This window comes from Dictyobacter vulcani (genome assembly GCF_008974265.1).
Taxonomy (GTDB): domain Bacteria; phylum Chloroflexota; class Ktedonobacteria; order Ktedonobacterales; family Ktedonobacteraceae; genus Dictyobacter; species Dictyobacter vulcani.
On record NZ_BKZW01000002.1, the window covers coordinates 1,383,781 to 1,396,450 of the forward strand.

General features: G+C 50.0%; 9 protein-coding genes. 1 reads left to right on the top strand and 8 read right to left on the bottom strand.

Annotation, left to right across the window (positions count from 1 at the left end; genetic code table 11):
* Positions 1-237 precede the first annotated feature (237 nt).
* The 3 genes from KDW_RS23270 to KDW_RS23280 form a co-directional block, all read right to left on the bottom strand.
* Positions 238-576: a mersacidin/lichenicidin family type 2 lantibiotic gene (locus KDW_RS23270; RefSeq protein ID WP_151758311.1), complete on the bottom strand. Its 339-nt coding sequence runs from the start codon at positions 574-576 to the stop codon at positions 238-240.
* A gap of 575 nt (positions 577-1,151) precedes the next feature.
* Positions 1,152-1,457 carry a hypothetical protein gene (locus KDW_RS23275; protein ID WP_151758312.1) on the bottom strand — a complete coding sequence of 102 codons (306 nt, stop codon included), beginning with the start codon at positions 1,455-1,457 and terminating at the stop codon, positions 1,152-1,154.
* A gap of 495 nt (positions 1,458-1,952) precedes the next feature.
* Complete coding sequence (locus tag KDW_RS23280; protein ID WP_151758313.1) at positions 1,953-4,382, bottom strand: phosphoketolase family protein; 2,430 nt, start codon at positions 4,380-4,382, stop codon at positions 1,953-1,955.
* A gap of 353 nt (positions 4,383-4,735) precedes the next feature.
* On the opposite strand from KDW_RS23280, the gene KDW_RS23285 reads away from it, so the two are divergent.
* Complete coding sequence (locus KDW_RS23285) at positions 4,736-5,500, top strand: SDR family NAD(P)-dependent oxidoreductase (protein WP_151758314.1); 765 nt, start codon at positions 4,736-4,738, stop codon at positions 5,498-5,500.
* 36 nt (positions 5,501-5,536) lie between these two features.
* On the opposite strand, the gene KDW_RS23290 is transcribed toward KDW_RS23285, so the two are convergent.
* The 5 genes from KDW_RS23290 to KDW_RS23315 all read right to left on the bottom strand — a co-directional run bounded on the left by KDW_RS23290 (position 5,537) and on the right by KDW_RS23315 (position 12,520).
* Positions 5,537-5,902 carry a hypothetical protein gene (locus KDW_RS23290; protein WP_151758315.1) on the bottom strand — a complete coding sequence of 122 codons (366 nt, stop codon included), beginning with the start codon at positions 5,900-5,902 and terminating at the stop codon, positions 5,537-5,539.
* Between the two features lie 377 nt (positions 5,903-6,279).
* Complete coding sequence (locus tag KDW_RS23300; protein WP_162005540.1) at positions 6,280-6,663, bottom strand: hypothetical protein; 384 nt, start codon at positions 6,661-6,663, stop codon at positions 6,280-6,282.
* Between the two features lie 61 nt (positions 6,664-6,724).
* A complete protein-coding gene (locus tag KDW_RS23305; protein ID WP_151758317.1) occupies positions 6,725-7,372 on the bottom strand; it encodes a hypothetical protein in 648 nt (215 codons plus the stop codon).
* Positions 7,373-7,488: 116 nt separating this feature from the next.
* The gene (locus KDW_RS23310; RefSeq protein ID WP_162005541.1) at positions 7,489-9,381 is read right to left on the bottom strand and encodes a hypothetical protein; all 1,893 of its coding nucleotides are present in this window, start codon (positions 9,379-9,381) and stop codon (positions 7,489-7,491) included.
* Positions 9,359-12,520 carry an NACHT domain-containing protein gene (locus KDW_RS23315; protein WP_151758319.1) on the bottom strand — a complete coding sequence of 1,054 codons (3,162 nt, stop codon included), beginning with the start codon at positions 12,518-12,520 and terminating at the stop codon, positions 9,359-9,361. The genes KDW_RS23310 and KDW_RS23315 overlap by 23 nt, the downstream gene beginning before the upstream one ends.
* Positions 12,521-12,670 lie beyond the last annotated feature (150 nt).

Consider the following 12,670-nt stretch of genomic DNA (forward strand, 5'->3'; position numbering starts at 1 on the left):
GAGCTTATCCTCTTCTTTTTATGGTCATGTAGACGCCATTTTTAGGACGAATGGTAATGGTTTTATCTGTATCAGGCACAATCTGCTGGCCAGGAACCAGGAAGTCAGACCCTTATCAAAATCCTGAGCATGTTCCACTATATAGCTAATAGAAGTATGCCTGAACGCAGATGAAAACGGGATCCATTCAATCGTGAATGGATCCCGTTGGGTGCTCTATTAATGGTATGCAGGCGATTAGTCGTTGCAGCCACCCTGGCCACCGAACCAGTTGCCGCCAAACTGATTACCACCACAAAACTGGTTGCTACCACCGGAATGATGACCACCGAAATGGTGCTGGCGATGCTGGCGATGATGGTGCCAGCCAAACTGATAGCCACCGAATTGATGACCGCCATTCTGCTGGTGCTGGGTCTGGACGTGTGAGCCACAGGCACCGGTCACATTTGAGAGATCGGCATCGGCTAATTCAAGTGCGCCAATGGGATTCTGAGGAACCTGTGCATACTCCTCACTGGTCAGGGACTCGCGATACTGTGCATCTTTCCAGGTTTTTGTGATATCGATATTCATTCGTTTGAGCCTTTCTGTGTGTTTACACAGCTATAAATTTTTATACATCCGGGCATCGTATATTTTGCTCTTAACACAGAGAATGCATGTGTGTAAATCTCTAAATGAAAAGCATAGAAATTCACTTCAATTTACAACCTACATTTTTCAATGTACCGCATTCGTTGCTTCGCTTTATTTCGATACCTAAATCTATTATAAAAATGCCCAAAACAAACAGGCGGTAAAAAGTCTGTCGAAACATGGCAAAAAATTCAGAAAGTGGCAAAAAAAAGCCATTTTTACACCTTTGCATGAAAAGAAATTTCATGTTTTCTGTCAGTGTGTGAAGTGTGCTCCTGAAAAGAGCCAGAATTGAGCTCAATAAACGAATTTTGGGCAATTTTTGCCAGTTTCAAAAAATTGCCCAAAAATGAATAAACTTTTAACTCCGTGGCGATGCTTATGTGTACGCCAACCAGTCGCAGCGTCAAGCGCGGTCGGTACAGGTGGAAATAGGCAATAAGAGGAGGACAACACCGTTGCCCTCCTCTTATCATAGTTGTATTCGTTTGGTTGTTAGTTCGAGCGGGTAATTAGCAACCGCCGCAGCTACCGCAGCCGCCGCAGCCACCGTCGAAACCGATGCCGAAGCCGATGCCGTATCCGCCTTCATAACCGCAGCCATAGCCACCTTCGTAACGATCAAAGCGACCACCATACCATGAGCCGCCACCGGAGATCCGGCCACCGCGCCATGGATCACAACCAAATTCACGGTGACCATGGCGACCAAATGCGCCAGTAACAGTGGTCAGGGCAGCATCAGAAAGTTCAACTGAACCGATGGTATTCTGGGTCAACTGTGCACGCTCTTCGGTGCTGAGGATTTCAATATTCATGCTTTTGTGTACCTTTCTTTTGTAAAAAAAGACAGTGTTATTTGTAGTATCTCAACCGGCCAGTAGCTGTAGAATGACTGTTATAAAAGCTCATTCACCTGACTCTGGGACCGGATCCACTATCGCTCTTCAAGGTAAGAGTGTGTCGCGAATTTCGATACCTGAATGTATTATAAAAAGTGCCAAAACAAGCGTACACTAAAAATGATGCAGAAAAATATAAAAATATTCATAGATGTGCACAGAGTAAATATTATGTCATACTATGTATGAATACAGTATTCATCTATTAATAATTATCTTTATCGATATGCTTTGGAACGTGCGCTGTTTTTCAGCACGCAATGGCTTTTTCTGTCGTCTTTTTTGAGCAATTTTCTGGAAATCACAAAAATGGACAAAAATTCAGAAAAAAAGACCCTCAAAAGGATCCAGAAATCCTTTTGAGGGCATACATCAGGGTGGGTTATGGTGTGTGATTGTGGCGTCGGTTTTTTAGGACTGCCACTGCCACTCCACAATTTCTTTGGGGTCTGACCCGTGCTCTTCAATATATTTATGGTGTTCGGCGAGCCGATTTTCATACTGGCTGATGCGGGCATTGGCTACTGCGGCAACCTTTGGATTATTAGCCGCCGCCTGCCGGATAGCTTGCATGACGATCTGATAACGGCTGGTACCATTACGCACATTCATATCGAATGGGGTGGTCGTGGTGCCTTCTTCGCGATAGCCATTGATGATGATGCGGTCAAGATTATGGCGTCCAAACAGCAACTGTTCCACCGCTGATGGATAGCCATGGAAATTGATAATGACCGGACGATCTTGAGTGAAGAGCGCCTCGAACATCTGTTGATCCAGGCCATGTGGATGGTCGGTGCTATTCTGCAAGATGAATAGATCGGTTACATTTACCACGCGGACGCGTAGTTCGGGCAACTCATCGCGTAGAATTTGCGTGGCGGCCAGAACCTCCAGCGTGGTGTTGTCGCCGATACCTGCCAGGACCACATCTGGATCAACCCCATTGTCGGTGCTTGCCCATGGCCAGATGGAGCCACCAGCGCGACAATGGGCGATAGCTTCATCCATCGACAGCCATTGTGGCATGCGCTGCTTATTGGCAATAATCAGATTGACCTTGTCCTGACTCTGCATACAATGATCCATCGTCGAGACCAGACAGTTCGCATCCGGTGGCAGATAGACACGTGCCACAGAGGCTTTCTTGTTCAGAATGGCATTAATGAAGCCAGGATTTTGATGTGAAAATCCATTATGTTCCTGCCGCCATAAGGTCGATGTCTCCAGGTAATTGAGGGAAGGTACGGGCAGACGCCAGGAGAACTCTTTGGACAGCTTTAGAAATTTGGCGAACTGATCCGTCATCGAGACGACGATATTTAAGAAGGCCTCATAAGATGGAAAGAGTCCATGGCGACCGGTCAGGATATAGCCTTGCAACCAGGCCTCACAGTCATGCTCACTCAGGACCTCAATAACCTGTCCACCCTTCGCGCCGACCTTCTCATTGTGTGGTGGGACGGGCCACTCATACTCACGTGGCTTGACATCCAGGACCGCACCCAGTTTATTGGATTGCAGTTCATCGGGACTAAAGATGCGGAATTGCTGCGGATTGCGGCGAATAACCTCGCGTAAGTACAGGGCAACCTGCTCCATGGCGCTGACATTGTTGCCGCCACGGCGCGCGGGCATGCCACGATCCTCTTTCACCGCCATATCCTGGATGGATGGCAGGTCTAGATCCTTTGAGATTTTTCCACCATAGGTATGGGGATTGCTACCCATGCGCCGATCGCCGGTAGGACAGAGGTCGAGGATCTCCTGCTGCGGTCGGCCTTGCTCATTAATCAATTCTTCAACCCGATAGGAGCGCAGCCATTGCTCAAGCAGTTTCAGGTGTTCAGGATTGGTCTGTGGATCTGCAATGGGAACCTGATGGGAGCGGTACGAGCCGACAATTGGCTCTCCATCCATCTCTGCGGGTGCCGTCATACCTTTCGGGGTGCGCAGAATGATCAGGGGCCACTGTGGCTTCTCAATTGGCTGGCCCGAGCGCGCCGCCTGCTGGATATTTCTAATCTCCTGATAGGCCCAATCTAATGCGCCATACAACTGAGCATCCAGATCGGCATCCGCGTTACCCTCGACGAACTGTATTTGATAGCCATAGCCAGTAAACAGGGACAGCAACTCTTCATCGGACATTGTGCCATAGATAGTTGGATTTGAAATCTTATAGCCATTGAGATGCAGGATCGGTAATACCGCGCCAGACTCGGCTGGATTGATGAATTTGTAAGAATGCCAGGCCGTGGCTGTAGGGCCTGTCTCAGCTTCTCCGTCGCCAACAATACATGCGACGATCAGATCTGGATTATCCATGGCTGCGCCAAATGAGGTGGCCAACGCATAACCCAGTTCGCCGCCCTCGTGAATAGTGCCGGGGACACCTGGATAGAGATGGCTCGGGAAACCGCCGGGCCAGGAAAATTTGCGCACAAAGGTATGTAAGCCCTGTTTATCAAAGGTCAGTTCAGGGTAGTACTGCTGGAGCGTCCCCTCAAGATAGAGATTGGCCAGATTGGCGGGCGCACCGTGTCCTGGTCCTGTAACCAGGAACATATCCAGATCGCGCCGTTTAATCAAGCTATTGAGGTGGGCATAAACAAGATTAATGCCCGGACTGGTCCCCCAGTGTCCAAGCAGGCGATCCTTGATATGCTCCGGCTTGAGCGGCTCCTCCAGCAAAACATTATCCCGCAAATAAATCTGCGCCACCACCAGATAATTGGCCAGGCGGCGATAGCGTGCGATTGCATCTAGCTCCTGAGCATGGGCCTGACGAACATTGTTTACCTCGACATGCTGGTCCGGATGGGTAAGATCTTTGACCATAAAAAATTCTCTTTTCTTATCACTTAAGTGTAGGAAGTGTGTAAAAAAACAGCTGCCTTGCATTTCGTCTTAGTAATTGTGTGCTGACATATTTTTCCGCAGTGTGCAGTACCAGAACCACCCACAATTTGTACACGAATCTGTCAGGAAAAAAAAGTCACTCCTGTTTCATAATAGCGTGTAGGGGAAAATGATAATAGCGTCTTTTTTTATCTTTTTGCGAAAAACCTGTCTGCTCGCCAGAAATTTTTAACATCGTGCAGAGAATGAGTCAGTATGGATGAGTAGTGAATTATTGTCGAATGATAAAGAGACGGCATTTTTTGGGGATTGGCTAGCAGAGGAGAACTGTGATGCGCTTACAGAACAAAGTGGCTTTAATTACTGGTTCAGCTCGTGGCATGGGACGAGCGGCCGCCGAACTATTCGCTCGTGAAGGGGCCAGTATTATCCTGACGGATATTGCGGAGCAAGATGGGGTTGAGGTGGCTGCAAGTATCTGCGCGAACGGCGGAAAAGCGTTATTTGTACCAGCCAACGTGGCCAGGGCTGAAGATGTGCAGCAGCTGGTAGAGGCGGGCATATCTGCCTTTGGGACGATTGATATTTTGTATAACAATGCAGGTATCATGCCAACCAGCGATACCAGTGTGCTTGATACCAGCGAAGAAACCTGGGATCAGATTATGGATGTGAACCTGAAAAGTACCTTCCTCTGCTGTAAATATGTAATTCCTCATATGATCGAGCAGCAGCGTGGCTCAATCATCAACATCTCATCAATGGTCGTTTTTCTCGGCTGTACCGTCCCGCAGGAAGCCTATGGAGTTGCCAAAGGGGGATTACTGGCACTAACCAAATCGCTGGCGATCCAGTATGGTCCAGCGGGTATTCGTTGCAACGCTATCTGTCCGGGACCTATTAATACTGGTTTGCTGGATCACCTCTGGACCAGTGATGAAGAGCGCAATCGTCGCCTGAGCCGTATTCCGCTGGGCCGCTTCGGGCAGATCAACGATATCATCTATTTTGCCCTCTACCTCGCCTCAGACGAATCCTCCTGGACAACTGGTAGCTGGATGACGATCGATGGAGGTATCTCTTCAAATTACTTTTGATAAATGTGATAGTAGGTTCGACCTCAATGGTCGAATCTACAGGGAATCATCCGAGGGGGCAGGGGTTTGCGGTATTTGCGGTCCCATTCGGCTTTTTTGCGTTGGGTCTGCGCTTGCTCGGCCAGATGGGTATAGGGATTGTCGCGCTCGTGCTTGAGCGCTGAGGCAGAGGACAATGCGTGCTCTTCCGCATAGTGGATCAAACCACCAGAGTTGCTCCTGAGCACGTTGCGCTACCAGACTCAATAGTTTATCGGCTTGCAATGAACTGGCTATATAAAATGCTGAAACCAGCGCATGATAGGAGGCCTCAAAGAGACCTTTAGCGAAGGTTTCGCGATTAATAGCCATCAACTGATCATAGAGTTTTTCGACATCATCATTATCGATGCTCTGAGACATATAGTTTTCCTTACGATACATAGGTATGATATTTTTTCGCACTTTCAGTTTATGCCACTGGCGCAAGAATTGTATCGTAGAAAATAGTCTCCTCGCGATCCGGAATATATTTCCAGATCGCTTGAGTTTGAGTATTAACCTGTTACTAATGACGATGCTCCATCGATCCACATTTCGGTATCGGTGATATGGCTGCTGGCATCGGAAACGAGGAAGAGTACCAGTTGTCCTACCTGCTCAGAAGTCGCGGCCTTCCCATCATTTAAGGGGATTGGTCCATTTTACAAGAACGCCATTCCATTCTTATCAAGGCACGGATAACACAAATGATAGGTTTCAAGCCAGTGGCCTCTATATTTGCTGCGAGTGAGCGGCGTTTATGCTTGCTTTTCAAGCGCATTATGATGATAGCCAAACAGTGTACTGATAAAGTAATGATCGGCATTGGCAAAGTTATAGAAGACATTATTTTCAATCACATCGAAGCGGTTTAAAGGAGCCAGCTTGCCTTCCGGGGTCATCACAAAATCGCGATAAAACTGGTGATCCAGTTTGCGCTCGCCCCATTTGCTGCCCGTGGTGACGTCGATGACATCGATAGCAGAGTTCACCACATGGCCCGCCAGCTTCATCATCGAGGTCTCTTTTTCTAAGAACTCTTGCTGGATGCTATGTGGTAGATTGGCCGTGACGCTGATCTCAGCCGTCGCCTCCTGCACGTCATGTCCCAGGCCCCTTTTAAGAGCTTCCACACGATCCATCTGCCAGCGCGTCCCCACGAGGCCACGGGTATTGCCATCGCCACTAAAGGTGATCAGCCCTTTAAGCCAGTGATTGGTCGCTGTACATCAGCGTCCGCGGCAGATCATCTGGCAAGCCAATATCTTGTTGAATCAGCTTATCCACGCCATGTTTTGTCTCTTTGGCCTGGAGACGACTGATGCGTTTACTGACCGAGGTTAAGCCCAGATCATAATGAAAGCCAGTCGTAACCAGATAGCCATGTTCCTGATCAGGTAGTGTAAAATCAAAGCTGGTATTGACCGCGACCCGCTGGTTGCGGCGCATCACCTTACGCTCAACCATGGGGAGATGGATCGCGCTGCGGGCCCGCACTGACAGATGTTTGGACGAAATGAGATATTGATCCATTCCGGCCCGCACCTGTCCATTTGTCTCCTCAGTCCCATAGCGAAAAATGGTAATCTCATCACCGAAAACATCCTCAAGCAGTCTGGTCATCCCAACACTGGACTTGGGGACCGCGCCGGCCTCTTGAAAATGCATGGTAAAGGCAACATCATTGCGCCTGGCCCGCTGGCGCATAGCTTTCAGAATATTAACCGTCGGAATATCTCCCCGCAGTAATTGTCCAGCATTACCAGAAAAAACCATTACTGCTGGTACACTCTCCGTCGGGTGTTCAATTGTCAATATACGACCTTTAGTAGTTGAATTACTGATGAGCATATAAAAAAAGATCCTTTAATGTAACATGAGGATAACCAGAAGAGTCATTCTCGCATATCATAAGTTAGTTCTAATTATGGCACGGTTTAGCCAGAGAAGTTGATACTTTTTTACTCTTACGGCCACCAGATTCCCACCTCTAACGCGGCGCTGCCAGCAGCCAGGACAGATTTCTCGCCTCCTGCCTGGTTGATCGCGGACATGAGAACCGCCAGTGCGGTCAGTGCCTCACGGCGGGTCTGGCGTGCCAGGAGATGCAACGTCTCAAGCAGGATCGGATAAAGTGTGGCTGTGGTAGATTGCGCGACCCATGTCGGTGCCTGTTTGAAGAGCTGTACCACCACATATGGATCATCCGTCTCACGCATATGCTGTACCACCAGATCAAGGAGTTGCGACCAGCCAGTGGGAGTAAGTGTTGATTGAAGCGCGGTCAGCACCTGATCCTGATGATGTTTGCTTTGTAGCGACCATAGAGCCTGTAGCAGCGGCTGATAGAGATCTTCAGGTAATTTGGGTGCCAGATGGGTGAGCACCCATAGCTGATCCTCTTCAGTTCCCAGCATGGCGCGCAGGCTCAAGAGTTCCGTGCTAAACACACGTTTTGGTTGCTCTGGTAGATACGTAACCAGTATCGTGATGATGCGTACCTGCCAGTACTTTCCCGCTGGAAACTGCGAGAAGTCTTGTAGATAGGTCTGAATTGATTGCGCTGACAACAGTTCCTGTAGCAATGATTCACATGCCTCGGCGCTCAGATAGTCCACCAGCACTTCAATAATTTCTAGTCGTTGTAGTGCCGAGCCAGCGCGCAATACATCGCGCTGTATCTCCGCCAGTTGTTCCTGTGTCATCGAAGGAATGAGCGTCTTGAGCACCGCCAGTCTTAAATCCAGATCATCAATCTGATCATAGATCTCCCAGACGCCAGCCAGCAAACTCTGAGGAAGATGAGAGATCAGCGGGATCAGCAAACGTGCTCGTAGATTGGCGGAATGCAGATTAAGGAGATGCTGCCAGATCTGCTCAAAGAAAGCCGTTGTGAGTTGCGGCTGAAGGATTTCGAGCGCATGCGGCAGCAGCCTGACTAAAATATCTACTTGTAATTTTTCCTGCCTGACAGTTTCTATGCTTGTGAAAAAGGCATAGAGTTCGGTGACGGGCACGCGATCTGCCAGATTTTCTAATACTTTCCAGTAGTTATAGGTTGAAAAAAGAGACGGTAGCATATCCCAGACCTGTTTGAAATAGCTTGTGGGTGTATGGGGAGCCAGGATGGCCAGCATGGCTGTACGTGTCTTTGCTGGCTTGATCTGTAGTGTAGCCTCCCAGGTATGCATAAACAGGGTGGGGGATAGATTGGGTGCCAGTGTGCGCAAGATCCACAGCGCCTGGCTTTCATCGGTATTGGTGACAATTGCCGTCCAGAGTGTCGGAAAAAATCCATCTGGCATCCGTGGTACTAAAAGATGTAAAAGGCGTAACTGCTGCAATATAGTATGCGGCAACATTACAGCATCCAAGATGCGTGTCAAATCTGTTTCAGGTGCGCCGGGTATCAACGCTTCCAGGAGATTGCCTCTCCATTTTGCATCCTGCGTCGTCAGGGCCGTCTCTAACAACTGCGCAAGCTCTGCCTCGGATGCGATAGCGGCCCTTCTGACTAGAATCTGGGTACGCCACTGGGGATTTTGCAATGTATGCACGCTGCTATAAAAGGACGCCAGGTGCTTTGTTGGTATATAGGGTGCCAGTGTTTCTAAGGTCCGAGCCCGGGCATCTTCTTTCTTCATCTTTTCTACGATAGTCAGTACCGCATGGTAGGTTTTCTCCTGTCCATGTGGGGCAAATGTCTGTAAGATACGGGCTTGATTCTCCTCATCGAGCATGGACCTGGTTGCGTGTAGCATCGTATGTTCTAATTGCGGTGCTAGTTGTGTATGGAGAAAAGAGGCACCAGAATGAATGAATTGAGCACGTGCGGCATCATCTTTGATGATCTGGAGCACCTGGATCATTTCTTGTATGCGAGCGCTTTTTTTGTTCTGCGGGCAGCGTTGCGACCAGGGCTTCCAGCACCTGCGCCCGTTTTTCCGGTTCCTGCATATTTCTGACAATCGCCAGTGCTGCAGAAAGTAAGGGACCATGGAGTTGTGGTGCCAGTACCTGCAAGACCTGAGCCTGATCGGCCTCATTCACAAAGCTCTGTACCGTCTCCAGGGCTCGCGGAAGCTGATCTGAAGGCAGGCGTCCACCCAGTTTGGTGAGGATATGCGTCTGCTCCTCTTCACTCCGGCTATGCCAGGCAAAATAGAAGATTTCCGTGAGCATAAACTCAAACAAACGTGCCAGTGCAGTATTGGATAAACGGGGAGCGATCGCCAGGAATGTTTGCAGGCGTTCTTCGCGTCCTGACATGGCTTGAAATGTCGCTGGCAGATTGAACGCAGACGTGGCCAGATTGTCCTGTAGCGGTGCCTCTAGCTCGGCGAGCACCCACACACGATAGCCTGGATCTTTGATCGTCAGGATAGCTTCCAGCAACTGTGGGAGTAAAGACTCAGGCATAGCCGTTCCAAGTTGTGCTAAGAGTGTGGCGCGACACCCTTCATCCCAGGTTAGATGGGCACAGGCCAGCACTTTTTCCAGCAAGTCATGTGAGAGTCGGGGCAGCAATGGCAGCAGGATATTGGTACGTTCTTCTTCACTTTTGAGTTTCAGGATAGCTTGCAGCAGGTCCGGTAATAGTTCATCAGGCATAGATGGCGTTAACGCAGCCAGGGCGCTGGCCCGTGCTCGCTCATCCCAGAGATAGTTGATTTCATCGAGGGCATACTGTAATGTATCAACCTGCAATAAGGGTGCCAGTTTTACCAGCAGTTCAACGCGATAGTCGCGATCCTCAATCTCGCGTTCCAGCTTAAGTGTTTCCTGTAAGACTTCTGGTGCTGGCAGATAGAGAGCCAGTTCAGCTAATAAGCGCATCCTCAACAGGCCATCCTGAATGGAGTCGGTTTGTTGTGCGACCTGCTGTAATGCTTCTTCAGGCAGATGAGGGACGAGTGCCAGTAGCGCCTGAATTCTATAGCGTTCCTCCTGTAACGACTGTATAGTTGCTAACAGGTTTGCCTGCTGGCCGGTGGGTAAAGGGGTTGCCGCCAGGCCGGTAAAGGCCAGGGACTGATACTCTTCCTCTTCTATCGCCTGGACCATGAGCATGAAGCGTTCAAGTAAGCCTGGATAGGGTGAGATGAATGGTGCTATCTCAGCAAGCATACCACCGCGATCCGCTTCGTCTTCGAAGTCCTGAATGCTATCCAGGATGTGGGCCAGCAGTTCTTCTGGAAGTCCATGGGCCAGGGCGAGGAGCGCATCAAAACGCAGATAATCATCTTTAATCGCCATGGCGGTATCTAAGGCTTCGTGCAGAATATCAGTGCGCAAAGGTTCCTGGACAAAGGCAGCCAGACCGACAAGTTCTACAGCTCTGGGCGCGAGCTCATGCAGCAGACGGATACAGGCCAGTCCCTGGGCGGGCGTCCAGATGCCTGTTTTTACCGCCTCGGACATCAGCCTGGGCGAGATACTATTGGTCCTACTATTGACACTGACCTGACAGAGCAGACAGCGTATCTCAGCGCCTAAAAAAGGAAGTACCTCAGAACAGGCCATGGCGGCTTTATCTGCCTGTTCAGCGGCTTTCCTGGCCCGTTCAACATCAGCCAGGAAGCCAGCTTGAGCCCGATCCAGTGTCTCCCATGCTTGTTGCCAGCCGTGGCTGACCAGCGCCAGCAACGTCTCTGTCGTGGCCTGGGAGCGAACCAGATGGACCCCATAATATTGAATGATATAGGGCGATGCCGCCCGGGGCGCTAACTGGTCTGCATTCAGGGCCAGCAGTGTTTGCTCACCCCAGCGCAGGAAACGCTGTTCGATGGCCTGGCGTTCAGTCGGATTCAGGCGTTCCTCATAAAAATAGTTTCCCAGCCGGGGATGGCTGAAAACATAGCCCTGATGGATGCCATCGCCAGTCACAAAGCGTGCCAGTGGAGCCAGGTGAAGCTCAAGTTCTGCCGCGCTGAAATTTTCCTGTCCTGCCGTCAGACTGATAAGATCTTTTTTACTCAGTGGACCCAGCGCACAGGCCAGCAGATCGAGCATGGTCTGTATGGCCTCTTCACGCTGAGGCGCATCAGCTCCCCAGAGTTGACGTTGATCTTTCCACCAGAGCTCAAAGTATCCTGTCAGGCCTGGCTGGATCGAACGCAAATCGGTCGTAGTAAATTGGATGGTCTGCTCGCCGCGCTTCCACAGCTCATCGACATAGAGCCGCACCAGGAGAGGATCACCTTCACTTAAGCGATAGAGCTCAGAAATCATCTCATTGCGCTGACTTAAGAGATCCAGGGGGAATCCCATCTGCAAAAGGACATTAGCAACACCTGAGCGATCCAACGGCGAGAGTTCTAGCGTGCGGGCGAATCCCTCCCTCTCCCAGCCCAGCCGTTGTAGCCAGGTCTGGTTGCCATGATCATTAGCCAGCGAGCGGGCAGAAATAACGATCCGTAATCCGGGCGGAGGATTCTGTGGAAAGAGGTGAGCATCCGCACTCCAATCCGCCGCTTCATCCACCCCATCCAGTACGAGCAAGAGACGTTTTCCGGCAGGGAGTGGGCGCACCAGATAAGCAGCCAGCAAGCCACGCCAGACCTCCTCGGATACGTTCGGATCATCTGGAATGTGCTCTCCATGCAGTGAGGCCAGCAGGGCGGTCAGTGCAGGAAATGTTGTACCCGCTAAATTGGTACGAAAGCGAATACTGACCGGAAAATAAGCGATCGCCAATGACTGGTGGGTGATAAGATGCTGGCACCAGCGTAAGAGCAGCGCCGATTTCCCGCGACCAGCAGGAGCGGCGATCAGCAGATAGGGTTCAGCCTGCGTATCTTCAAGCCAGCCATCCAGGCTGGCAAAATCTCTGCTTCGCCCTCCAAAAGGTACAGGTTGCTGTGGATGCCCCAGATATTCAAGCAGGAAATTCTTCACGCGGGTCACTGCGTCCGTCGGCAGATCACGCAACCCCTCTGTAAATGTAGTCATAAGCAGATTTGCCGTATTTTTTCCTGGCTGCTGAGCATCATCCTGCATCTTGTCATCCTTTTCCTGGCATAAAAAAACAACTATATAGCGTGATAGTGGAAATTTCTATAAAAATGCATCAGTCTACATAAAATGCAGCTGGTAAATGAATTCTAACATAAGAAGCCGAGGCTATGCAAGGTAAAGCCAGATGCAGAG